The organism is Pseudomonas sp. LJDD11 (assembly GCF_024584215.1).
In the GTDB taxonomy this organism is placed as follows: domain Bacteria; phylum Pseudomonadota; class Gammaproteobacteria; order Pseudomonadales; family Pseudomonadaceae; genus Aquipseudomonas.
Genome location: NZ_JANJFL010000010.1, coordinates 133,020 through 157,496, shown reverse-complemented (window position 1 = coordinate 157,496; position 24,477 = coordinate 133,020). Strand labels below are relative to the sequence as shown.

Below are 24,477 nucleotides of genomic sequence, written 5' to 3'. Positions count from 1 at the left end.
TTCCACCTGCAGGTCGTGCAACGACAAAGACCGCGGAGCGAACTCAGCGGCCTTTGTGCGGTGTTACTTATTGCTTGCCTTGCTTGTCCATCAGCGCAGCGAGCATGTCCACTTCTTCGTTGGTCAGGTCGGTCAATGGCGCGCGAACCGGACCTGCATCGTAGCCAGCGATCTTGGCACCGGCCTTGACGATGCTCACCGCGTAGCCGGCTTTACGGTTACGGATGTCCAGGTAAGGCAGGAAGAAGTCGTCGATGTACTTGCCGACTGCTTCGTGGTCGTCACGGGCGATGGCGTGGTAGAAGTCCATGGCCAGCTTCGGTACGAAGTTGAAAACCGCCGAGGAGTAGACCGGTACGCCCAGTGCCTTGTAGGCAGCGGCGTAGACTTCAGCGGTCGGCAGGCCACCCAGGTACGAGAAGCGGTCGCCCAGACGGCGGCGGATCGAAACCATCAGCTCGATGTCACCCAGGCCGTCCTTGTAGCCGATCAGGTTAGGGCAGCGCTCAGCCAGTTTTTCCAGCAGTGGTGCGGTCAGGCGGCAAACGTTGCGGTTGTAGACAACCACGCCGATCTTGACCGACTTACATACGGCTTCAACGTGAGCGGCAACGCCGTCCTGGCTGGCTTCGGTCAGGTAGTGCGGCAGCAGCAGCAGACCTTTGGCACCCAGGCGCTCGGCTTCTTGAGCCATTTCAATGGCCTGACGGGTCGGGCCACCGACGCCGGCCAGGATTGGCACGCTTTTCTCGCAGGTATCAACGGCAGTCTTGATGATCTGCGAGTATTCGCCGGACGACAGCGAGAAGAACTCACCGGTACCGCCAGCGGCGAACAGGGCGCTGGCGCCGTACGGGGCCAGCCACTCCAGACGCTTGATGTAGCCTTCGCGATGGAAATCGCCTTGAGCATTGAAGTCAGTGACAGGGAACGACAGAAGACCGTGGGAGAGGATGGACTTGAGTTCTTGTGGATTCATTATTCGAACACCCTGGGGGACATGAATGAAAAAAATCATCAGCTCCGTGCTGATGTCGTAGGTCATCGTACAACTGAACTTGAAATGTCACAACAGGGATTTGCAGATTTTTCTTACGAGCCCCTTTTTTTGCCTTCAAACCCTTTGGCTATAAGGGATTGATCAGAAAATCAAGAGCGACCATAGTCATACGATCACCCTATATCACAGGCACGAATAGCTTGCCCGATCAGGCGACAGGAGGTCTGGAGAGGCTTCAGGCGGGGGGTGCAGGACAAACTGCAGAAGGTGTAGCGTGCCCGGCGGGAGAAACCCGCCAGGCAGTGCGAACGCTCAGGCGCTCTGCGAGGCGGCTTCTTCGTGGGCCTGGCGCAGGCGCTCACGACTGTTGGTCAGATGCAGGCGCATCGCGGCGCGGGCCGCGTCGGCATCCTGGCGCGCGATGGCGTCGTAGATTTCTTCGTGCTCACGGCTCAGGCGCACCATATAGTGCTGCTGGTCATCATGGGCCAGACGCGCCGAGTTCAGCCGGGTGCGCGGAATGATACTGGCGCCCAGGTGAGTCATGATGTCGGTGAAATAGCGGTTGCCGGTCGCCAGGGCAATCTGCAGATGGAACTGGAAGTCCATGGCCACCGCATCGCTGGCGTGCGCGGCGCTCTCGTTCAAGGCATCGAGGGCCTGGCGCATCAGTTGCAGTTGCTCATCGGTGCGCCGCTGCGCCGCCAGGCCTGCGGTTTCGACTTCCAGGCTGATGCGCAATTCCAGAATCGCCAGCACGTCACGCAAGGTGACGATAGTCGCCGGATCGATGCGAAAACCGCTGGTACTCGGCACGTCGAGCACGAAGGTACCGATACCGTGACGGGTTTCCACCAGACCGGAAGCCTGCAGGCGGGAAATCGCTTCGCGCACCACGGTGCGGCTGACGCCCTGCTCTTCCATGATGGCCGATTCGGTGGGCAGCTTGTCCCCGCGCTTGAGCTGGCCGCTGCGAATACGCTCGGACAGCTCGGCAACCAATTCCTGAGCAAGACTGCGATGCCTGCGCCGTGCGCGGGGTTGCTCGCTTTGAGTATCCATATCCAACGTGGGTTTCCAGGTATGTTATGACGCACAATCATAGCGCAGCGCTTGTACGATCACACCCCATGATACCGAGGGTGTGAGCCCCATCTGCCCATTGGTCATGGGCCGCACGCCATACAATGCGTCGCAGATTGTTGCGCTGGCGCTCAAGGCCGGGCCTTTGAGCCGTTAGCCGATGTCGCCGGCAATGCTCAGCGACGCACCGGACGCTTCTGCAATTTGCGCTGCAAGGTACGCCGGTGCATGCCCAGCGCACGGGCGGTTGCCGAAATATTGCCCTCATGCTCGGTCAGCACCCGCTGGATGTGCTCCCACTGCAGACGGTCGACCGACATCGGGTTTTCCGGCACCAGGTTGTCGAGGTTGGCATGTTCCGACAGCAATGCTGCCAGCACATCATCAGCATCGGCCGGCTTGCACAGGTAGTTGCAGGCGCCGCGTTTGATGGCTTCGACAGCGGTGGCGATGCTCGAATAGCCGGTCAGGATCACCACCCGCATGTCCGGGTCCATTTCCAGTAGCTTGGGCAGCAGTACCAGGCCCGAGTCACCGTCCATTTTCAGGTCCAGCGCGGCGTATTCAGGAATATCCTGCTGCGCCAGGATCAGGCCTTCTTCGGCTGAGCCTGCGGTGCTGACCCGAAAACCGCGGCGGGTCATTGCCCGGGCCATGACCCGGGTAAACGTCGCATCGTCATCGACCAGCAACAGGTGCGGCAGCTCTTCGCCATCGGCCTGTTCGGCCAGGTTCTCTTCACTCATGCTTGTTCTCCTTTCTTGTCACGGGGCAGGCGCAACTCGGTGAGCGTGCCGCCTTCTTCATGACGATAGAGCCTGACCGAACCACCCGCCCGGGTGACGCTGGCCTTGCTCAGAAAAAGACCCAGGCCGAAGCCTTTGCCTTTGGTGGTGAAAAACGGTTTGCCAATTTGCTCGGCAATCGCGGCAGGCACACCCGGCCCCTGATCGCGAATCCTGATAAAGACCTCGGCACTGTCCCAGTCGAGACTCACCTGCAAATTCTCGGCGCAGGCATCGGCGGCGTTGTTGAGCAGGTTAAGCAACGCCTGGGTCAGGTCCGGCGGCGGCGCCAGCATCGGCACGCTGCCCTGCCCCAGCTGCTGGAAGCGGTAGCTGACCTCAGGGCGCATCAGGTGCCAGCGGTTCAGTGACTCGTCCAGCCAGCGTGATGCGGTCTGGTACTGCACGGCCATACGCCGGTTGGCTTCTGCGGCACGAACCAGCTGTTGCAAGGTGTGCTTGCACTGCCCGACCTGTTCCTGAAGCACCGCGAGGTCTTCTTGCAGCCCCGGGTCCTTGTGGTCCTGGCGCATTTCATTGAGCAACACGCTCATGGTTGCCAGCGGCGTGCCCAACTCATGGGCCGCGCCGGCTGCCTGGGTTGCCACCGCCAGCAGTTGCTCGTCGCGCAGGCCCTCTTCGCGGCGCTCGGCGCGCAGTTGTTCCTGACGCCGCAGTTCTTCGGCCATCCGCGCGGCAAAAAAGGTAATCACCCCGGCGGCAAGCACGAAGCTCAGCCACATGCCGTAGATCTGCATGTTTTCCTTGGCGATCGGGTAAGTCTCCAGCGGGTAGACCTGGGCCAGCAACCAGGTGTACAGCGCCAGCGCAATCCCGGAGAGAATCAGCGAATAGCGCCATGGCAGGGTGACCGCGGCGATGGTCAAGGGCACCAGGTAATAAGACACGAACGGGTTGGTCGAGCCGCCGGAGTAATACAGCAGGGCGCTGTGGATGATCAGGTCCAGGGCCAGTTGCACGGCATATTCCTGTTCGCTGACCAGCCACGGCGTGCGCAGGCGCAGCGCCGTCAGGGCGCAGAGGATCGCCGAACAGCCGAGGGTGATCGACAGCGGCAGCCACGGCAGCGGCAACACCTCAAACAACCAGGCAATGCCCACCGAGCCTGCCTGGGCAGCCAGGACCAGCACACGAATAAAGGTCAGACGCCACAGGTTTTGCCGGGTGGCTGAAAGCATTTGAACGGGGACGAGCATGAGCTCTCCTGCTGAGCGCACCGGGCGCGGATGAATCACAATGAGTATAACCAAGCACAGGTCAAAACCGGCAATCATGCGGCAATGCGCCACAGATACAATCGCTGCAATGAATTGTTCAGCCACACTGCCGGAACCGGCCCCGCAGCCCATAGTCTGATGGGCCATGCCGAACGACAACCGTCGCAGGCCATTCAACAAGGAGTTCCCATGCTTAAACTTCGCCCTGCCGCCGCCCTGCTGGCCCTGAGCGCCGCCGTGCTGGCCAGCGTCCCGGCGCTTGCCGATGAGCCGCGCTACAACCAGGTTTCGCTGCGCGCCGAAGTCGACAAGGAAGTGGCCCGCGACCTGATGGAGGTCACCCTGTACACCGAAGCCCAGGACCGTGATCCTGGCAAACTCGCCGCGCAGGTCAGCGAAGCCCTCAACAAGGCTATCGGCCAGGCTCGTCAGGTCAAGGAAATCGAGGTCCGCCAGGGCAGCCGCAACAGCTCGCCGATCTACGACGACAAAGGCCAGAAAATCACCGGCTGGCGCGAGCGTGCCGAGATTCGCCTGGAAAGCGCCGACTTCACCGCATTGTCGAAACTCACCGGCGAGCTGCTCACCGATCTGAAAATGGGCGGCATGGAGTTCTCGATTTCTTCGCCAACCCGCAAAACCAGCGAAGACGCCCTGCTCAAAGATGCCGTGGCCGCGTTCAAGGCCCGCGCCCAACTGGTCACTGAAGCCATGGGTGGCCAAGGCTACAAAGTGGTCAGCCTGAACCTCAATACCTCAGGTTATCCACAACCCTACCTGCGCTCGCCGGCACCCATGATGATGAAAGCCGACCGTGCCGAAGCGTCGGTCACCCCGGATATCGAAGCCGGCACCTCGAAGGTCACCGTCGCCGCAGACGGAGTGATCGAGGTGCAGATCCCCTGACACCTGCTGCCTTGCCCGCGATGCCTGATCGCGGGCGAGGCTGTTTGTGCTGAACGGCCCTGCCTGACGCTTTCTGCCTGCCACACCAGCCAACACCCCGCGCCGGCGCCTAAAAATCCCACAGCCTGCGTATAGCGCGTCCGATTTTGCATTCCTGATCAAACCGTACACTCGGTCCTTGCAAACACTCATTGACAGTTGTTCAAGGAATCAAGGAATGAATCCTCTTATCTCGGCTACCCGGCCCCATCACTCGCGCCACCAGAGCCTGCTGGCCAAGGGCAGGCCGCAGCCCCAGCATCGCCAGCGCGTGCCGTCGGGCGTGCTGCACAGCCGCTTCGCTCTGGAGCAATTAACCGAGCTGGCCAGGCGTTGCCAGGCGCCAGAATTCGTCATGCTGCTGGCGCCGGTGTTCGGCCTGGACCTGCCGCCCAAAGTCTATTTAAGACTACAGACCGCCTTGCAAGATAAAGAGATCAGTGCGCCGCGCTGCCAGATCGTCGCTGACGGCTTCTACCCGGCCGAATACGACAGCCAGCAGCGCACGGTGCGCTTGCACAGCGCAGCGCTGGACTATGTACAGGCCAATCCGCAGGCGGCCTGGGAACTGCTGGAAATTCTCCTGCATGAGTTCGGCCATCACCTCGACACGCTGTTGCGCGAAGACCTGAGTATCGATGGCCCGGTGCATCGCGATGCACCGAATGAAGAAGGCGGCCGCTATGCACTGCGCATGGCCAGGGCAGGATGGTCTGGCGCGCAGCCGGTACTGCTGGCCAGCTACCAGGACAACAACGGCCAGCCCGTCAGCCTGCGCATCGACGCGCAACAGGCCCTCAAGCAGATCCTGTCCAGCGAGTCGCTCATCGGGCGCAATACCGGTAAAGCGGGCAACGAGCATCACGAGCAGTTCGAAGCCACCGGCGAGCAAGACGGCAAGTTCAGCCATGAGCGTATCGAAAGGCGCTTGCTGAAACTGGGTTTGTCTGAACACGAGCGGCAGACCATTTACTTCGGTAACTGGCTGCGTGACTACTCGCAGTTGCTGGACCCCAAGCTGGTACGCGGCCCCGGCATGGCCAAGGACTTTCCAAAACTACTGTCGCGCCCGGCGCTGACCGAGATTGTCGATATCCTCGCCACCCGCCGGTTTGCCGAAGCACGCCTGCGCGACCCGGACAGCTTCAAGGTCACCGCGCAACGGCTCGGGGTTTATCGGCCCAGCGAACACATCGACAACCCCAAGGTCGAGACGGCGGCGTTCGATCTGACTGAACGCGACGCGGACTTCGAGCCGTGGGTACTGGCCGGCGACCCGGCGCTGCAGGTTGATTTCGCCACGTCAATGAAAAGCTATATCCAGCGCTCGATCGACTATATGCAGGACGAGCTGCGCGCAGCCATGCAGCACGGCCGTACACCCGAGGGGCTAAGGCGCTTCGGTGCAGCGCTGCATGTGCTGGAAGACTTTTTCGCTCACTCCAACTTCATCGAACTGGGGCTGACCAAGCTCGGCTATCCGGTGCTGGCCTGGACCTCACCGGTCGACTGCAAGTGGCAGCTACCGCTGGTCACCGGCCGCTTTGCCGGCGCCGATGTGATCGCCAGCCTGGCCCAACCGGTGGCCAGGCTAATCGCCCCGGACGAGAACTGGCAGTTCAATCCGGACAAACCAGGCGAGTTGAGCGACACCGACCGCATGCTGCTGGTGTTGCTCAATGAACACCGTGACACCAGCCTGCTAAGCGCCTACGAGAACTGGATCGAGGCCCGCGACGTATTGCGCGAAAACAGACTGGTGCAGCTACTCAAGCTCAAGGCCTGGGCCCAGACCGCCCCGCTGCGGTTGGTCAGTAACGCCTGGAATGAGGTGCAGCGCGGCGTCCTGAGCCTGCTTGGCAGCCATGTCGACGATGCCCAGACCTTGTTTGACGGCGACCCCAACAGTAACGGTTCCAGCGACCCGACCCACTCGCAACTGGCCAAGGACCATGCCGAACACCCCCTGCATGAGCCCGCCGGGCTGCTGGCCTCGCAAGCCGTCGGCCAGGTGGCGCAAGCCATGATCGACCACTGGAGCGGTCAGCCTGGTGAGGACCCGCTGCACCTGGCAGCCAGCTTCTTCTGCCACGCCCGTGACAGCGACTGGCAGGACGAACTGCTCGCCGAATGGGCGATCAGTAACCCGCATCAGATCGAGCGCGCCAGTTCGCTTACGGAACTGCAAACCCTGCAAGAGCAATTGCACAGCCAACTCGCCCAGACCTTGCACAATTTCGAACAGCAAAGCCGCTCGACCTGGGATTACCTGAAGGGGCTGTTCGAACACCTGCTGGGCGATCTGATCAGCCTGGACACTGCGGAATCCGCAGACTTGTAGGAAAAGTCGCCAGTGGGGCATGCTGCGGCAACTCTGACTGCCGCCTTAGCGTGGGGATTTAATGAAAAGCGACCTGATGGAAAAGACCGTCTTCAAACCCTTGCTGTTGACTGCTGCACTGCTGGCCTGCGCGCCGCTGACGCAGGCCGCGACCACCCTGGTGTATTGCTCCGAAGCCAGCCCGGCCGGCTTCGACCCGAGCCAGTACACCAGCGGTACCGACTTCGATGCCTCTGCCGAAACCGTCTTCAACCGCCTGACCCAGTTCAAGCGTGGCGGCACTGAAGTCGAACCGGGCCTGGCCACTGAGTGGCAGGTAGCCGCCGACGGCCTGAGCTACACCTTCACGTTGCGCAAGGGGGTGAAGTTTCATACCACCGAGTTCTTCACCCCAAGCCGTGACTTCAACGCCGACGACGTGCTGTTTACCTTCAACCGCCTGCTCGACCCCAACCAGCCGTTTCGCAAAGCTTACCCGTCCGAGTCGCCGTATTTCACCGACATGGGCCTGAACACCACCATCAAAAGCATTGAAAAGCTCGACGAGCAGACCGTGCGTTTCAACCTGAACAACGTCGATGCAGCGTTCGTGCAGAACCTGGCCATGAGCTTTGCCTCGATCCAGTCTGCCGAATACGCCGAGCAATTGCTCAAACAGGGCAAGGCGGCCGACCTGAACCAGAAGCCGGTGGGTACCGGGCCATTCGTACTCAAGCGCTACCAGAAAGATTCACAGATCCGTTACGTCGCCAACAAGGATTACTGGAAGCCTGAGGATGTGAAGATCGACAATCTGATTTTCTCGATCAACACCGATGCTGCGGTGCGCCTGCAAAAGCTCAAGGCCGGCGAATGCCATGTCAGCGGTTACCCGCGCCCGCAGGATATCGAAGAAGTCGAAAAGGACCCGCGCCTGAAGGTGCTCAGCCAGCCGGGCTTCAACCTGGGCTTTATCGCCTATAACGTGACCCACCCGCCGCTGGATCAACTCAAGGTCCGCCAGGCACTGGACATGGCCATCGACAAGCCGGCGATCATCAACGCGGTGTACCGCAGCGCCGGGCAACTGGCACAGAACGCCTTGCCGCCGGGCCAGTGGGGCTTTGATCCGAATATCAAGGACGCCCCGCACGACCCGGAGAAAGCCCGCCAGTTGCTCAAGGAGGCCGGGGTCGCGCCAGGCACGCAGATCAACCTGTGGGCGATGACCGTACAGCGCGCCTCCAACCCCAACGCACGGTTGTCAGCGCAAATGATCCAGGCCGACTGGGACAAGATCGGCATCAAGGCCAATATCGTCAGTTATGAATGGGGCGAGTACATCAAGCGCGCCAAGGCCGGTGAACATGATGTGATGATCTACGGCTGGACCGGTGACAACGGTGATCCGGATAACTGGCTTGGCGTGCTGTACAGCTGCGCAGCGGTCAAGGGCAGCAACTACGCCAAATGGTGTGACCCGGCCTACGACAAGCTGGTGCAACAGGCCAAGGTCACCAGCAACCGCGATGAGCGGGTCAAGCTGTATCAGCAGGCCCAGCAGATTCTCAAGACCCAGGTGCCGATCACCCCGATTGCCAACTCAAAGGTGTTTCAGCCAATGCGCAAAGAGGTTCAGGACTTCAAGATCAGCCCCTTCGGCCTGACGCCTTTTTATGGCGTCAGCCTGAGCAAGTAACCTGCTAGTAACAAACCGCTTCAGGCGGGTGCATCTTACCCACCCGCCTGACGCATTTTGACGCAGAAAACGATGGCAAAGTGCCCACGCAAACGATCAAACGCTGCCGTTTGATTCATTTTTGCGACATTCCTGTACGATCGTTCCACATTTATTCCCTCCTCACCGAGCTGTTTCTGGATTCGGGTATATACCCTGCATATCACGTGACAAGGTTGGCTCATGAGGCTGACCACATTCCAATGACAATAACTTGAGGCCACCATGCTCAAAACTGCGGTCATTCCGTTTTTCGTCAGTGCCAGCCTGCTGGCGGCTACCCCTTACGCCCACGCGGCAGGCAATCTGGTGTTCTGCTCTGAAGGCAGCCCGGCAGGGTTTGACCCCGCGCAATACGTGGCCGGCACCGACTTCGACGCCAGCGCCGAAACCATCTTCAACCGCCTGACCCAGTTCGAGCGTGGCAGCACCGCCGTGGTGCCGGGTCTGGCCACCCGCTGGGACATCGCCCCGGACCTGCTGAGCTACACTTTCCACCTGCGTGAAGGCGTGAAGTTCCATACCACCCCGTGGTTCAAGCCCAGCCGTAACTTCAACGCCGATGACGTGCTGTTCACCTTCAACCGCATGATCGACAAGGACCAGCCGTTCCGTAAGGCCTACCCAACCGAGTTTCCGTATTTCACCGACATGGGTATGGACAGCAACATCAAGCAGATCGAAAAGCTCGATGAATACACGGTGAAGTTCACCCTCAACAGCGTCGACGCCGCGTTCATCCAGAACCTGGCCATGAGCTTCGCCTCGATCCAGTCTGCAGAATACGCCGAACAACTGCTCAAACAGGGCAAGCCCGAAGACATCAACCAGAAGCCGGTGGGCACCGGGCCATTCGTGTTCAAGAGCTACCAGAAGGACTCGAACATTCGCTATACCGGTAACAAGGAATACTGGCACCCCGAAGACGTGCGGGTCGACAACCTGATCTTTGCCATCACCACCGACCCGTCGGTGCGCATGCAAAAGCTCAAGCGCAACGAATGCCAGGTCACTGCATATCCGCGCCCTGCCGATCTGGAATCGCTCAAGGCCGACAAGAACCTGCAGATGCCTGAGCAGGCCGGTTTCAACCTGGGCTATATCGCCTACAACGTTTCCGACAAGATCAAGGGCAGCGATGCTGCCAACCCGCTGGCCCAGTTGCAGGTCCGCCAGGCGCTGGACATGGCGGTCAACAAGCCGGCGATCATCAATGCGGTGTATCAGGGTGCCGGGCAACTGGCAGTCAACGCCATGCCGCCCACCCAGTGGTCCTATGACGACACCGTCAAGGACGCGCCTTACGACCTGGACAAAGCCAGGGCACTGCTCAATCAAGCCGGTATCAAGGAAGGCACCGAGATCAGCCTGTGGGCCATGCCGGTGCAACGTCCCTACAACCCCAACGCACGGTTGATGGCCGAACTGATCCAGGCCGACTGGAAGAAGATCGGCATCAACGCCAAAATCGTCAGCTACGAGTGGGGTGAATACCTCAAACGCGCCAAGGCCGGCGAAATCGGTGCCATGCTGATTGGCTGGAGCGGCGACAACGGCGACCCGGACAACTGGCTCGGGACGCTGTTTGGCTGTGATGCGGTCAACGGCAACAACTATTCCAAGTGGTGCGATCAAGCGTTCGACAAACTGATCAAGCAGGCCAAGGCCACTCCTGGCCAGGACCAGCGCACCGTGCTGTACAAACAGGCGCAGCACCTGCTCAAAGACGCAGTCCCGCTGACCCCCATCGCCCACTCAACGGTCTACCAGCCCATGCGCGCCAATGTACTGGACTTCAAGATCAGTCCGTTCGGCCTGAACTCGTTCTATGGGGTGGGCATCAAGTAGCCTGCTTTGATGCTTCGCTGCCTCAATACTTCGCTGCTAAAGCAGCTCCTACAGGCATGAGCCTGTAGGAGCTGCTGTAGGAGCCGCTTCAGCGGCGAACTCTCGGACTTTTCCTACGAAACATGAAGCCTTCTGACCGACATACCAGACGAATCGACTGACATACAGTGCAGAACCTGGCGAATCCGGGCACTCCCCGGCCTATGCCCGTTCCGTCTTGAGACCTGAAAAAGGGAAGATCATGCGCTCTACCATCGCAACGGCATCTCTATTGAGCCTGGCGCTGTTCACCGCCGCGCCTCATGCCCTGGCCGCCAACAGCCTGGTGTTCTGCTCCGAGGCCAGCCCGTCGGGCTTCGACACGGCGCAATACACCTCGGCCACCGATAACGATGCCGCCCAGCCGCTGTATAACCGGCTGGCCGAGTTCGAAAAAGGCGGCACAGTGGCCATCCCGGCGCTGGCCACTTCATGGGATGTATCGGCAGATGGCCTGGTTTATACCTTCCACCTGCGTGAAGGGGTGAAATTCCACAGCAACAAGGCCTTTACCCCCAGCCGCAACTTCAATGCCGACGACGTGCTGTTCACCTTCAACCGTATGCTCAACACCGAGCATCCGTTTCGCCTCGCCTACCCCACCGAGTTTCCGTACTTCACCGGCATGGGCATGGACAAGAAGATCCATTCGGTGACCAAGAGCGGGCCGATGACGGTTGTCTTCACTCTCAACAGTGTCGACGCGGCCTTTATTCAGAACCTGGCGATGAGCTTCGCCTCGATCCTGTCAGCCGAATACGCCGAGCAGCTGATGGCCGCAGGCAAGGCGCGGGATATCAACCAGCAGCCGATCGGCACCGGCCCGTATATCTTCCAGCGTTACCAGAAAGACGCGCAGATTCGTTACAAGGGCAACCCCGACTATTGGGCGCCGGAACAGGTCAAGCTGGATCAGTTGATCTTCGCCATCAACACCGACGCCTCGGTACGCCTGCAAAAGCTGCGCAAGAACGAATGCCAGGTCACCCTGCATCCACGGCCTGCCGATGTACCGGGGCTCAAGGCCGATCCACAGCTGCAGGTGATCGAAAGCCCCGGCTACAACCTGGGCTACATCAGCTACAACGTGCGCCATGCGCCGCTGGACAAGCTGGCAGTGCGCCAGGCACTGGACATGGCGGTCAACAAGCAGGCGATCATCGATGCGGTGTATCAGGGTGCCGGGCAAAAAGCCGTCAACGGCATGCCGCCTTCGCAGTGGTCCTACGACAGCAGTATTCAGGACGCGCCCTATAACCCCGACAAGGCCCGCGAACTGCTGCGCGCCGCCGGGGTCAAGGAAGGAACGGAGTTGACCCTGTGGGCCATGCCGGTGCAGCGCCCGTATAACCCCAACGCCCGGTTGATGGCCGAGATGCTGCAGGCCGACTGGGCCAAGATCGGGATCAAGGCGCGTATCGTCAGCTATGAATGGGGCGAGTACCTGAAACGCAGCAAGAACGGCGAGCACGACATCTCGCTGATCGGCTGGACCGGCGACAACGGCGACCCGGACAACTGGCTGGGCACCCTTTACAGCTGCGCGGCAATCGGTGGCAACAACTACTCGATGTGGTGTGACGAACAGTACGACCGGCTGATCAAGTCAGCCATCGCCAGCACCGACCGGGAACTGCGCAGCGGGCTGTATCAACAGGCGCAGCGTTACCTCAAGCAACAGGTGCCGATCACCCCGATTGCCCACTCGACCGTCAGCCAGCCGCTGCGCGCCGACGTTCAGGGCTTCAAGGTCAGCCCGTTCGGCCGTAACGACTTTTCCGGGGTGAGCATTGTCGATTAACTGCTGCAGAGCACAGGAGTGCAGCCATTGAAACTGACTTTCAGCCACTGGCCGCTGGTTCTGGCGCTGTCAGCCGCCAGCCTGGCGGTGCAGGCCAAGCCGTTGGTGGTGTGTACGGAAGCCAGCCCGGAAGGCTTCTACATCGTGCAATACACCACCGCAGTGACCGCGGATGCTTCGGCCGAAACCATCCTCGAACGGCTGGTGGCTTTTAAACCGGGCAGCACCGACCCGCAGCCTGGCCTGGCCGAACGCTGGGAGATCAGCGAGGACGGCCTGCAGTACACCTTTCATCTGCGTCGCGGGGTGAAATTTCACAGCACCGATGACTTCAAGCCAAGCCGTGAAATGAACGCCGATGACGTGATATGGAGCTTTAAGCGCCAGCTCGACCCGGCCCACCCCTGGCACAAACTGTCGTCGGTGGGCTTTGCGTATTTCGAGAGCATGGGGTTTCGCGCCCTGCTCAAGGCCGTCGAAAAGCTGGACGAACACACGGTGCGCTTCACCCTGAGCCGCGCTGAAGCGCCTTTTCTACGTGACCTGGCGATGCCCTTCACCTCGGTCTATTCCGCCGAATACGCCGGGCAATTGCTGCAACAGGGCAAGCCGGAACGCCTCAACAGCCAACCGGTGGGCACCGGCCCCTTTATCCTGACCCGCTACATCAAGGACGCCCAGGTACGCTTCAAGGCCAACCCGGATTACTGGAAAGGCCCGGTACCCAGCGAAGTTCTGGTGTTCGCCATCACCCTGGACAGCAATACCCGGCTGCAAAAACTCAAGGCCAACGAGTGCCAGGTGGCGGTCTACCCCAAGCCTGACGACATCGAAGTGATCAAGGCCGATCCGCAGTTGGCCATCGATGAAATGGAAGCCATGATGACCAGCTATGTGGCGCTCAACACCCGCAAACCCTGGCTCAGTGATGTCAGGGTGCGCCAGGCAATCAATCTTGCATTCGACAAACAGGCCTATCTCAAGGCATTGTTCGGGGATGGCAAGGCGACAGCAGGCAGCGGCCCTTATCCGCCGACCCTGTCAGGCTTCGATCATACGCAGCACAATCAGGCCCATGATCCGCAAAAAGCCCTGGCTTTGCTCAAACAAGCCGGGGTGCCGAAAGGCCAGGTACTGACCCTGTTCACCCGCAACGGTGGCGGGGTGACCAACCCCAATCCGTTGCTCGGCGCGCAGATGTTGCAGGCCGATCTGGCCAAGGTCGGCCTGAGCGTGGATATTCGCGTCATGGAGTGGGCCGAAATGCTGCGCCGGGCCAAACGCGGCGAGCACGATATGGTGTTCGCCGGCTGGGCAGGCGACAACGGCGACCCGGACAACTTCCTGACCCCCAACCTCGGTTGCGAGGCGGCAGGCAACGGCGAAAACTACGCCCGCTGGTGCAATCCCGAATTCGAGGCGGCCATCAGCCAGGCACGAGGCACCACCGAACCCTCTACTCGGGCGGCCCTCTATCAGAAAGCCCAGCAGGTTTTCATCCGGGAACAACCCTGGATCAGCCTCGCTTACCCGAAACTGTTCGTGGCCCGGCGACACAACGTCGAAGGCTTCGTTATCAGTCCGCTAACCAATAACAACTTCGCGACCACGAGCGTGAAGTAGACAACCACTCCGCCACACCCCGCACGGGGCAAGCGGCGGATTTGCCTGAACGGCCTAATGAGGAACATCGCAGAATGTTGAGTTTCATTGCCCGCCGGGTGGGGTTGCTGATCCCCACCTTTTTCGGGATTACCCTGCTCACCTTTGCCCTGATTCGCCTGATCCCCGGCGACCCGGTGGAGGTGATGATGGGCGAACGCCGGGTCGACCCCGAAATGCACGCCCAGGCCATGGAGCGCCTGGGTCTGAACAAACCGCTGCATGAGCAGTACGTCGATTACATCGCAAAACTCGCCCAGGGCGACCTCGGTGAATCGCTGCGCACCCGCGAAAGCGTCTGGAAAGAATTCCTCTCGCTATTCCCCGCCACCGTAGAGCTGGCCTTGGCCGCTCTGCTGTTTGCCGGGGTGCTGGGGCTGCTGGCCGGAGTGATCGCGGCGCTCAAGCGCGGCTCGCTGTTCGACCACGGGGTTATGGGCGTCTCGCTGGCCGGCTATTCGATGCCGATCTTCTGGTGGGGCCTGATCCTGATCATGTTCTTCTCGGTGACCCTGGGCTGGACCCCGGTCTCCGGACGCATCGATCTGCTTTACGACATCCCGCCCGTCACCGGCTTCATGCTGATCGACACCCTGCTCAGCGACGAACCGGGCTCGTTCCTCGATGCCCTGCACCACCTGATTCTGCCGGCCATCGTATTGGGCACCATCCCGCTGGCGGTGATCGCCCGGATGACCCGCTCCTCGATGCTCGAAGTGCTGCGTGAAGACTACGTACGCACGGCACGGGCCAAAGGCCTGTCGCCGGCACGAGTAGTGTTCGTCCACGGTCTGCGCAACGCGCTGATTCCGGTGCTCACCGTGTTCGGCCTGCAGGTCGGCGCGTTGCTGGCCGGCGCCGTGCTGACCGAAACCATCTTTTCCTGGCCGGGCATCGGCAAGTGGTTGATCGAGGCGATTGGCGCCCGTGACTACCCTGTCGTGCAGAACGGCATCCTGTTGATCGCCTGCCTGGTGATCCTGGTCAATTTCGTTGTGGATATTCTTTATGGCATCGCCAACCCGCGCATCCGTCACCAACGCTGAGATACCAGCCATGAGTGAAGAGCAAGCCAAGGGCGAACAAAGCAGCGCCCAAGCCGTCGATCAGAGCCTGTTCTACCCGTCGCCATTCAGGGAGTTCTGGCAGGCGTTCGCTAAAAACAAAGGCGCCGTGGCCGGCCTGGCGTTCATGCTGCTGATCATCTTTTGCGCCCTGTTCGCCCCGTGGGTCGCCCCCCATGACCCGAGCGAGCAATACCGCGACTTCCTGCTGACCCCGCCAGCCTGGCTGGAGGGTGGCCAGTGGCAGTTCATCCTCGGCACCGATGAGGTCGGCCGCGATCTGCTCTCGCGACTGATCCACGGTGCGCGACTGTCGCTGCTGATCGGCCTGTCGTCAGTGGTCATGTCGTTGATTCCCGGCATCCTGCTCGGCCTGCTGGCCGGGTTCTTCCCGCGCCTGATCGGCCCGTCGGTGATGCGTCTGATGGACGTGATGCTGGCCCTGCCCTCGCTGCTGCTGGCGGTGGCCATCGTCGCCATCCTCGGCCCTGGCCTGATCAACACCGTGATCGCGATTGCCATCGTCTCGCTGCCGTCCTACGTGCGCCTGACCCGCGCCGCCGTGATGGGCGAGCTGAACCGCGACTACGTCACCGCAGCAAGGCTGGCTGGCGCCACCCTGCCACGGCTGATGTTCGTCACCGTGCTGCCCAACTGCATGGCGCCGCTGATCGTGCAGGCGACCCTGAGCTTCTCCTCGGCGATTCTCGACGCCGCCGCACTGGGCTTCCTGGGCCTGGGTGTCCAGCCGCCCACCCCTGAGTGGGGCACCATGCTTGCCTCGGCACGGGACTATATCGAACGTGCCTGGTGGGTGGTCAGCCTGCCCGGCCTGACCATTTTGCTCAGCGTGCTGGCAATCAACCTGATGGGCGACGGCCTGCGCGACGCGCTGGACCCGAAACTCAAGAACGCCGCCTGAGGAACCTGCCATGTCACTGCTTGAAATCAATAATCTCAGCGTGCGCTTCGGCGATGCCAAAGCCGTCCCCGTGGTCGATGGCCTGTCGCTGAAAGTCGAAAAAGGTGAAGTGCTGGCCATCGTCGGTGAGTCCGGCTCGGGCAAATCGGTGACCATGATGGCCTTGATGGGCCTGATCGATCATCCCGGCATCATCCAGGCCGATGCGCTGCGTTTCGACGGTAACGAACTGCTCAAACTCAATGCCCGGCAACGACGCAAGATCATCGGCAAAGACCTGGCCATGGTGTTCCAGGACCCGATGACTGCACTCAACCCCAGCTACACCGTGGGTTACCAGATCATCGAAGTGCTGCGCCAGCACCTGGGTCTGTCCGGCAAGGCGGCGCGCCAGCGCGCCCTGGAGCTGCTGGAAAAGGTCGAGATTCCTGGCGCGGCTCAGCGGCTGGATGCTTATCCGCACCAATTGTCGGGCGGGATGAGCCAGCGGGTGGCGATTGCCATGGCGATTGCCGGTGAGCCCAAGCTGTTGATCGCCGACGAGCCCACCACCGCGCTGGACGTTACCATCCAGGCGCAGATCATGGACCTGCTGCTGAACCTGCAAAAAGAGCAGGACATGGCCCTGGTGCTGATCACCCACGACCTGGCAGTGGTGGCCGAAACCGCCCAGCGGGTCTGCGTGATGTATGCCGGGCAAGCCGTGGAAGTCGGCCAGGTGCCTGGCCTGTTCGACGTACCGGCCCACCCTTATAGCGAAGCGCTGCTGGCCGCCATCCCGGAGCACAGTCTGGGCGCCGAGCGCCTGGCGACCCTGCCGGGTCTGGTGCCGGGCCGCTACGACCGACCACTGGGCTGCCTGCTGTCACCGCGCTGCCCCTATGTGCGCGATAACTGCCATACCCAGCGCCCGGCCCTGGACCCCAAGGCGCATAGCCTGGCACGCTGTTTCTATCCCTTGAATCAGGAGGTGGCGTAATGAGCGTCGTACTGACTGCCCGCGACCTGCACCGCCATTATGAAGTCTCCCAGGGGCTGTTCAAGGGCAGCGCCACCGTGCGCGCCCTTAACGGTGTGTCGTTCGAGCTGGAGGCCGGCAAGACCTTGGCGGTGGTCGGCGAATCGGGCTGTGGCAAGTCCACCCTGGCCCGGGCCCTGACCCTGATCGAGGAACCGTCAGCGGGCTCATTGCAGATTGCCGGTCGGGAAGTGACCGGGGCCAGCAAGGCGGACCGCAAGCAGTTGCGCCGCGATGTGCAGATGGTGTTCCAGAGCCCTTACGCGTCGCTCAACCCACGCCAGAAGATCGGTGACCAGCTTGGCGAGCCGCTGCTGATCAACACTGACCTGAGCCGCGCCGAACGCCGCGAGCGGGTGCAGGCGATGATGAGCCAGGTGGGGCTGCGCCCGGAGCATTATCAGCGCTACCCGCATATGTTCTCCGGTGGCCAGCGCCAGCGCATTGCCCTGGCCAGAGCGATGATGCTGCAACCGAAGGTGCTGGTGGCCGATGAGCCGACTTCGGCGCTGGACGTGTCGATCCAGGCACAAGTGTTGAACCTGTTCATGGATCTGCAGCAGCAGTTTCAGACCGCCTATGTGTTTATCTCGCACAACCTGTCGGTGGTCCGCCATGTGGCTGATTCGGTGCTGGTGATGTATCTGGGTCGGCCGGCGGAAATGGGGCCGAAAGAAGCGATCTACGAGCGGCCGCTGCACCCTTATACCCAGGCGCTGTTGTCGGCAACGCCGACGATTCATCCTGATCCGTTGAAGCCGAAGATCAAGATTGTGGGGGAACTGCCCAATCCGCTGAGCCCGCCGAGTGGCTGCGCGTTTCACAAGCGCTGCCCGTATGCGACGCAGCGTTGTGCCGAGGAGGTGCCGGCGTTGCGTGAGGTGGATCGACGGCAGGTGGCTTGTCACTATGCGGAGCAGTTTGTGGCGGCGTGACTTGGCGACGGGCCGCTTGTGGGCTCCGTAGGAGCGGCTTCAGCCGCGAAGCTCTTCCGATCGGTGCAAAGGTCTTTGCCGCAGTTGTCTGGGCTGCGGGTTTCGCCCCGACGGGCGACCCTATTTTGTGCTTGGCAACGTGCCCCGGGCAAAATAGGGGAAAACCGCTTGCTCCTGGTTTGGGTCCGCCCTGCGGGCAGACTTCCCTCCGTCCGGCGCCGATTCGGGGGCCGGCGCGATGGGCGTCCTGCCCAGAGCGCCTGCCCTCGGTTTCAAAATCAGCAGCATCCATGCTGATTTCTCCCCCAAATCGACGCCTACCTTCGGCCTGCACCCAAGTCGCGATTCGCGGCGTCTGTGCCATCTCGGCTCGAAGATCAAAAGCAAACTCAGCGGCAGCGGCAGATCCGAGCCTATGCAGGCTCGTCCGCCGTCAAGGCTTGCGCTTGCGCGGCCCGGTATTGAAAGCAGGCACTTTGCGGACCGGTTTGACCGGTGGGGCGCTGGGTTCGGCTTCGCCGCTGTCGATCCATTTGCCCAGGTTGCCTTTGCCGCCGCTGGCTTTGGGCTTTTTGGGTTTTTTCGGCTTTTTGAGGATCTGGCCGCTGGCGTCAGTAACCGGGACGCGGTGGTCGGGGATGAAGTCAGGCTCGTCGTTGCGGGTCAGGACCTGACGGATCAGGGTTTCGATAGCCGACAGTTGTTCGACTTCGTCGGCACATACCAGCGAGATCGCTTCACCGGTCTGGCCGGCACGGCCGGTACGACCGATACGGTGCACATAGTCTTCGGCAACGATCGGCAGGTCGAGGTTGACCACGGTCGGCAGGTCGTCGATGTCCAGGCCACGGGCGGCGACGTCGGTGGCGACCAGTACCTGGATTTCACGGGCCTTGAAGCTGTCCAGTGCGCGTTGGCGGGTGGCTTGCGGGCGGTCGCCGTGGATACCATCGGACTTGATGCCCAGGCCTTGCAGGCGCTCGGCGAGCTGGTCGACGCCGGCCTTGGTCTTGGCAAACACCAACACCTGGCCCCAGCGCTGTTTTTTGAGCAGATGGATGAACAGTTCAGTCTTGCGCTTTTTGTCGACCGTCACCACCCATTGCTTGACCGTATTGGCTGCGGCGTTGCGCGGGCTGACTTCGATGCTCAGCGGGTTGTCGAGCATCTGCCCGGCCAGCAGCCGGATCTGCTCGGAGAAGGTCGCGGAGAACAGCAGGGTCTGCCGGCGTTTGGGCAACGCAGCGTAGACGTTACGCAGTTCTTCGCTGAAGCCCAGGTCGAGCATACGGTCGGCTTCATCGAGCACCAGAATCTGCACCTGGTTGAACTTGACGGCGTTCTGCCGGTGCAGGTCCAACAACCGGCCTGGCGTCGCCACCAGCACGTCAACACCACGGCGCAGGCGCATCATCTGCGGGTTGATGCTCACGCCGCCATACACCGCATAGGTGCTCAACGGCAGGTGTTCGGCGTACTGCCGAAAACTCTCGTGGACCTGCTCGGCCAGTTCACGGGTCGGCGCCAGCACCAGGGCACGCACCGAGTTGGCAGCGACCTTGGGGCCTTCCATGGTCAGGCGTTGCAGCAAAGGCAAGGCAAACCCGGCGGTCTTGCCGGTGCCGGTCTGGGCGGCGGCCATCAGGTCGCGGCCGTCCAGTACGGCGGGAATCGCCTTGGCCTGCACCGGCGTCGGGGTCTGGTAGTCCAGCCCCTGGAGGGCGCGCAGCAAGGGTTCGATCAGGCCGAGGGAAGCGAATGTCATGGTAATACCGTAGGGAAAATTCAGCGCAAGGCGCGCAGTTTACCCTATGGGTGCGCCGATGCGTCAGGCGCTGGCCTGGTTGACCACCGGCCGCCGCCACTGCGGCAGCCCGATGAGCACCACGGCGCTGACGATCACCAGCATCGCCAGACCTTCTTCCATACCGATGTATTCATCGGCAAACAACATGCCCAACACCACCGCCACCACCGGATTGACATAGGCATAACTGGTTGCCGCCGCCGGACGCACGTTTTTGAGCAGGTACAGGTAAGAGCTGAAAGCGATGATCGAGCCAAACACCACCAGGTACAGCAGCGCGCCCCACCCTGCTGCCGTGGGCATCTGCTCCAGGTGTTCGCCACTGAGCTGGCTGCCGATCATCAGGATAACCCCGGCGCTGATCATTTCAGTTGCGCTGGCCATGGGGCCGGCCGGCAGTGGCAGGTGTTTGCTCCACACCGAGCCAAACGCCCAGGCCGCCGCTGCAAAAATCAGCAGCGCCGCCCCGTAAGGGCTGGCCTGCAGATTGGAGCCCAGGTTGAGCAAGGCGATGCCGAGCATGCCCAGAGCGATACCGGCCCATTCCAGGCCACTGGTGCGGTTGCCCCACAACAGCCCGGACAACAAGGTGAACAGCGGCACGGTCGCTACCGCCAGGGCGGCCACGCCAGACGACACGTCAGCGTGCTCAGCCAGGGTCACGCCGCCGTTACCGCAGGCCAGCAATAAAAAGCCAATCAGGGTCGCGGCCTTCCATTGCTGCCAGGTCGGTGCCGGCACACCGCGCCAGCGCAGGTAGCCATACATCAAGACACCGGCAAGCAGAAAGCGGATGGCAGCCATCATCAGCGGCGGCCAAGAGGCCACGCCAATACGGATCATCAGGTAAGTCGACCCCCAGATCAGGTACAGGGCCAGGAAGGCGCCAATCAGTAACAGGGGAAAGCGGCGGGAATCAGGCATGGCAGGCTCGAAGTCCATTCGTATGGTTGGGCTATTTTAGGAAGCTCAACCGGGATTCATAAGCCATTAAGCTTGTTTAAACGCAGCGTTTACCTGTAAATCAACGGTAATATCCGTTTTTTACTTTCGATTCGAAATCCAGCCCTTTGCCTGCCGGGAGATCCTTGTGGAACTGGACAAATATGACCGCATGCTGCTCAACGCGTTGCTGGAAAACGGGCGGGCGTCTTTTGCGCAACTGGCCCGGCAGGTCAACCTGTCGGCACCGGCGGTCGCCGAACGGGTGGCCAAGCTGGAGGCCAACGGGGTGATTACCGGCTATGAAGCCAAGGTCAACCTGGCCAGGGTCGGCCTGCCGATTCAGTGTGTGATCGAACTGCGCCTGGACAGCCACAGTAAACAGCGCGCCTATGAAGAGCTGTACACGTTTGCCGAACTGATCCAGTGCCACCGGGTGACCGGCGACCCCTGCTTTATCATGCGTGCAGCGGTCGACTCGATGGAGCATCTGGAACAGTTGCTCGACCGCGTGGCGAGCTATGGCGTCAGCAAGACCTCAATGGTGTTGTCCACGCCCATCGAACGCAGCCTGCCAGTGGGTCATCTGGACGTCGGGGTACGCTTGGAAAAGGCCACCGTCAAAGCCCGCGCTGACGCTTGAGGGCTTCGAGGATGCGTGAGGCCGGGACTTTCTGCAGGGTGCAGAACAACTGGTGGGAAACGCTGGCAATCCCGTGTGAATCGCGCAACTGGCCGACCATATGGTTGACCAGGTTGGCCGCCATCTCGGCATCAGCCATGGCCCGGTGCGCCTTGCCGGTGTCAGGCAGGCGCGCATAACGGGTCAGGGTGCCCAGCTTGTGGTTGGGCGCACTCGGCATCAGGCGTCGGGCCAGCAGCATCGAACAGGCAAAGCTTTGCACACGACTGCGCTGGATACGCGCCAGTTCGTAGTCCCAGAACTTCTGGTCGAATGATGCATTGTGCGCGACCAGCGGTGTACTGCCGACAAAATCTGCCACATCGCCCATGACCTGCTCGGCACGCGGCGCGCTGCGGATCATCGCATTGCTGATACCGGTCAGGTTTTCAATGAACGATGGAATGGGCACGCCGGCGTTCATCAGGCTCTGGAACCGATCGACCACCCGACCTTGTTCGGTGATGACCACAGCCACCTCCGTGGCACGGCAACCGGGGCCTGGCGAGATACCCGTGGTTTCAAAGTCGATGACGGCAATACGTTCCACAATCCTGTCCTTCCTGGGGGGTCAATTCTTGAGCAACAGCGCGCCTTCGATCGGCACATAGCGGTCGGCGGCGCGTATCAGTGAGTTGGCGGTCAGCCCTGGCACACCGTAAGCGGCGGTGGCAACAGCGTAACGGCTGGAGATCCGCTCAAGCAGCATGTCGAAGTCGCCATCGCCGGAAGCCAGCACCACTTCATCGACCTGCGGGGCAAACTCCATGACATCCAGGGTGATGCCGACATCCCAGTCGCCCTTGGCCGAGCCATCACTGCGCTGGATGTAGGGTTTGAGCCTGACGGTAAAACCCAGGTTGCGCAGGATCTGCTGGAACTGTTGCTGTTTGCTGTCACCCCGGTCAATGGCGTAGGCATAGGCCTGGACAATCTGCCCGCGCTGGCTGACATCGGCCCAGAACGCCGCGTAATTGAAGTGACACCCATGAGCCTGGCGCACGGTGTAGTAGAGGTTCTGCACATCGGCAAACACCGCGATCTTTTTCACCCCAACCACCCCGCGACATAAACAGGCACGCAGTATGCCAGTTATGCGCAGGGCGCGGGGTACGCCAGAGGGGTCGGATCACCGCTCAGACAAAACTGTCGTCGTCATCGAACGAGCCGCTGTCGTCACTCCAACCCGTTTGATTCGGGTTCGACCAGTCATCGGCCTGATAGCTTTGCAATGGCGCATCATGAACAACTTCGATAATTTCCTGCGCTGCGTTGTGGTGACCGAACAGGCTGCTGATGCCTTGCGCCAGCATCACACCACCGGCAACTCCGGCCGCGGTCTGCAACGCACTGCCCAGAAAACCGCTGGCCCTGGACGGCGCTGCGGCGGCGGGCGCAGGCGGTGCGCTATAGCCACTGTCACGCCAGCCGCCGGACGATGCGGGCTGCGCGGCGGGCTGCGGCTCGCGGGCACTGCCGGAGCCGAACAGGCTTGAAAGAAATCCGCCACCGCTGGCCGCAGCGGGGCCGGGACGGCTCTGCTGCAACTGAGCCTGGAGCTGGCGGATCTGCTCGTCACGCTCGCGCAGTTGCTGGTTGAGCTGATTGACCGCCGCTTCCTGGACCACAATCGCCTGAGCCATGTAATACGGCGCAGCTGGCTGACGGCGCAAATGCTCGTTGATATGCGCCTCGACTGCCGCATCCCGCACACCCGAGGCGCTTTCGGCACTTTTGAGTTTGCCGAACAGTTCATCGATCAGGACTTGCTCTTGATTGTTCATAGTGACCTCACAAGGATCGTTAAAAGGCCAGCAGACGGCCCTACAGAGGTAATGGGGCTGGGCAAAACCACTTCAAGGACATGACGAAAAAGTTAAAAAGGCCGCCGCCCCGGGCGTGCTTGGTTCGTCACCGGCCTTGGGCTACAGTGTTCGCCGACTTTTTCAAACGACACGCTTACATGAATCCGCTGAACATCCTCCGGGACTCCCTGTATTTCTTTCGCAGCAACCTGCTCAGCATCGTGCTGCTGTGCCTGCCACCGGTGGTGCTCGAAGCGCTGATCAAGCAGGCCGTGGATGGCAGCCTGCCAGCCAATGCCTCACCGGCCTACGGCTTGCTGGTGAGCCTGTTTTTCTACCCGCTCTACAGTGGGGTCCTGATCCTGTTTCTCGATGCCCGCAGCCGTGGCGATCAACCGGGCTTTGCCGAGCTGTGGAGCAGGACATTGCGCCTGTGGCCGAGCTTTGCCGTGCTGTCGGCCATGAGCACGCTGCTGATCATGTTCGGCCTGTCGCTGTTCGTGCTGCCGGGCCTGTGGGTGATGATCAAACTGGCATTCAGCGAATACCTGCTGGTGCTGCGCCAGCGCACCCCGTTCATGGCCATGCGCGAAAGCATGCTGATGAGTACCGGGCACTTCACCCGGATCATGGTGTGCCTGCTGATCATCTACATCCCGCTGTCGCTGATCGAAGCAGGCGGCCTGTATCTGCTGCCGCAACCGCAAAGCCCGGGCGTGTCGCTGCTGCTCAGCAGCCTGGCCAGTTTTCTGCAACTGTTCATGGGCGTGGCGATGTTCCGCCTGTTCATGCTCATTGAGCAGGACCGCCCACACACATAACTCGGCTATGCTGCCAGCACGC

At 61.3% G+C, this 24,477-nt stretch carries 21 protein-coding genes; 12 read left to right on the top strand and 9 right to left on the bottom strand.

The annotated features are described in order from the left end of the window. Positions 1-67 precede the first annotated feature (67 nt). The 4 genes from kdgD to NRB16_RS14070 all read right to left on the bottom strand — a co-directional run bounded on the left by kdgD (position 68) and on the right by NRB16_RS14070 (position 4,085). Positions 68-979: a 5-dehydro-4-deoxyglucarate dehydratase gene (kdgD, locus tag NRB16_RS14085; protein WP_045494261.1), complete on the bottom strand. Its 912-nt coding sequence runs from the start codon at positions 977-979 to the stop codon at positions 68-70. A 333-nt stretch (positions 980-1,312) separates the two neighbouring features. After that, complete coding sequence (locus NRB16_RS14080; RefSeq protein WP_045487486.1) at positions 1,313-2,062, bottom strand: FadR/GntR family transcriptional regulator; 750 nt, start codon at positions 2,060-2,062, stop codon at positions 1,313-1,315. Between the two features lie 197 nt (positions 2,063-2,259). Beyond that, complete coding sequence (locus NRB16_RS14075) at positions 2,260-2,829, bottom strand: response regulator transcription factor (RefSeq protein WP_253114822.1); 570 nt, start codon at positions 2,827-2,829, stop codon at positions 2,260-2,262. Further along, a complete protein-coding gene (locus NRB16_RS14070; protein ID WP_045487481.1) occupies positions 2,826-4,085 on the bottom strand; it encodes an ATP-binding protein in 1,260 nt (419 codons plus the stop codon). Before NRB16_RS14070 ends, NRB16_RS14075 begins: the two co-directional genes overlap by 4 nt. A gap of 210 nt (positions 4,086-4,295) precedes the next feature. Between NRB16_RS14070 and NRB16_RS14065 the strand changes: the two genes are divergently transcribed. The 10 genes from NRB16_RS14065 to NRB16_RS14020 all read left to right on the top strand — a co-directional run bounded on the left by NRB16_RS14065 (position 4,296) and on the right by NRB16_RS14020 (position 18,398). Continuing rightward, positions 4,296-5,012 (top strand): SIMPL domain-containing protein, encoded by a 717-nt coding sequence (locus NRB16_RS14065; protein ID WP_045494258.1) that lies wholly within the window; start codon positions 4,296-4,298, stop codon positions 5,010-5,012. 217 nt (positions 5,013-5,229) lie between these two features. Next, positions 5,230-7,392, top strand: coding sequence for a Het-C domain-containing protein (locus tag NRB16_RS14060; RefSeq protein ID WP_257106357.1), 2,163 nt, complete (start codon positions 5,230-5,232; stop codon positions 7,390-7,392). 76 nt (positions 7,393-7,468) lie between these two features. Continuing rightward, positions 7,469-9,070: an ABC transporter substrate-binding protein gene (locus tag NRB16_RS14055; RefSeq protein ID WP_257106356.1), complete on the top strand. Its 1,602-nt coding sequence runs from the start codon at positions 7,469-7,471 to the stop codon at positions 9,068-9,070. A 264-nt stretch (positions 9,071-9,334) separates the two neighbouring features. Continuing rightward, complete coding sequence (locus NRB16_RS14050) at positions 9,335-10,957, top strand: ABC transporter substrate-binding protein (protein WP_257106355.1); 1,623 nt, start codon at positions 9,335-9,337, stop codon at positions 10,955-10,957. A gap of 241 nt (positions 10,958-11,198) precedes the next feature. After that, positions 11,199-12,797 carry an ABC transporter substrate-binding protein gene (locus NRB16_RS14045; RefSeq protein ID WP_045487475.1) on the top strand — a complete coding sequence of 533 codons (1,599 nt, stop codon included), beginning with the start codon at positions 11,199-11,201 and terminating at the stop codon, positions 12,795-12,797. Positions 12,798-12,824: 27 nt separating this feature from the next. Further along, positions 12,825-14,420 (top strand): ABC transporter substrate-binding protein, encoded by a 1,596-nt coding sequence (locus NRB16_RS14040; RefSeq protein ID WP_257106354.1) that lies wholly within the window; start codon positions 12,825-12,827, stop codon positions 14,418-14,420. 74 nt (positions 14,421-14,494) lie between these two features. Beyond that, the gene (locus NRB16_RS14035) at positions 14,495-15,505 is read left to right on the top strand and encodes an ABC transporter permease subunit (RefSeq protein WP_045487471.1); all 1,011 of its coding nucleotides are present in this window, start codon (positions 14,495-14,497) and stop codon (positions 15,503-15,505) included. Positions 15,506-15,515: 10 nt separating this feature from the next. After that, positions 15,516-16,445: an ABC transporter permease subunit gene (locus NRB16_RS14030; RefSeq protein WP_253114887.1), complete on the top strand. Its 930-nt coding sequence runs from the start codon at positions 15,516-15,518 to the stop codon at positions 16,443-16,445. 10 nt (positions 16,446-16,455) lie between these two features. Beyond that, positions 16,456-17,424, top strand: coding sequence for an ABC transporter ATP-binding protein (locus NRB16_RS14025; protein ID WP_257106353.1), 969 nt, complete (start codon positions 16,456-16,458; stop codon positions 17,422-17,424). Further along, entirely contained in the window at positions 17,424-18,398 is a 975-nt protein-coding gene (locus NRB16_RS14020) for a peptide ABC transporter ATP-binding protein (protein WP_253114890.1), read from the top strand. Before NRB16_RS14025 ends, NRB16_RS14020 begins: the two co-directional genes overlap by 1 nt. Before the next feature lie 433 nt (positions 18,399-18,831). On the opposite strand, the gene NRB16_RS14015 is transcribed toward NRB16_RS14020, so the two are convergent. Continuing rightward, positions 18,832-20,163, bottom strand: a complete 1,332-nt coding sequence (locus NRB16_RS14015; protein ID WP_257106352.1) for a DEAD/DEAH box helicase — start codon at positions 20,161-20,163, stop codon at positions 18,832-18,834. A 63-nt stretch (positions 20,164-20,226) separates the two neighbouring features. Beyond that, positions 20,227-21,129, bottom strand: coding sequence for a drug/metabolite exporter YedA (yedA, locus tag NRB16_RS14010; RefSeq protein WP_257106351.1), 903 nt, complete (start codon positions 21,127-21,129; stop codon positions 20,227-20,229). Between the two features lie 166 nt (positions 21,130-21,295). On the opposite strand from yedA, the gene NRB16_RS14005 reads away from it, so the two are divergent. Beyond that, a complete protein-coding gene (locus NRB16_RS14005; RefSeq protein WP_045487455.1) occupies positions 21,296-21,790 on the top strand; it encodes an Lrp/AsnC family transcriptional regulator in 495 nt (164 codons plus the stop codon). Here the strand turns inward: NRB16_RS14005 and NRB16_RS14000 are convergent. The 3 genes from NRB16_RS14000 to NRB16_RS13990 form a co-directional block, all read right to left on the bottom strand. Continuing rightward, a complete protein-coding gene (locus tag NRB16_RS14000) occupies positions 21,768-22,379 on the bottom strand; it encodes a PolC-type DNA polymerase III (protein WP_045487452.1) in 612 nt (203 codons plus the stop codon). The two genes, NRB16_RS14005 and NRB16_RS14000, sit on opposite strands and share 23 nt — an antisense overlap. A gap of 21 nt (positions 22,380-22,400) precedes the next feature. Beyond that, positions 22,401-22,880, bottom strand: coding sequence for an NYN domain-containing protein (locus NRB16_RS13995; RefSeq protein WP_045494250.1), 480 nt, complete (start codon positions 22,878-22,880; stop codon positions 22,401-22,403). A gap of 85 nt (positions 22,881-22,965) precedes the next feature. Further along, on the bottom strand, positions 22,966-23,613 hold the full coding sequence (locus NRB16_RS13990) for a DUF2076 domain-containing protein (protein WP_257106350.1): 648 nt from the start codon (positions 23,611-23,613) through the stop codon (positions 22,966-22,968). Positions 23,614-23,792: 179 nt separating this feature from the next. On the opposite strand from NRB16_RS13990, the gene NRB16_RS13985 reads away from it, so the two are divergent. Continuing rightward, entirely contained in the window at positions 23,793-24,455 is a 663-nt protein-coding gene (locus NRB16_RS13985; RefSeq protein WP_045487448.1) for a membrane protein, read from the top strand. Positions 24,456-24,477: the final 22 nt, after the last annotated feature.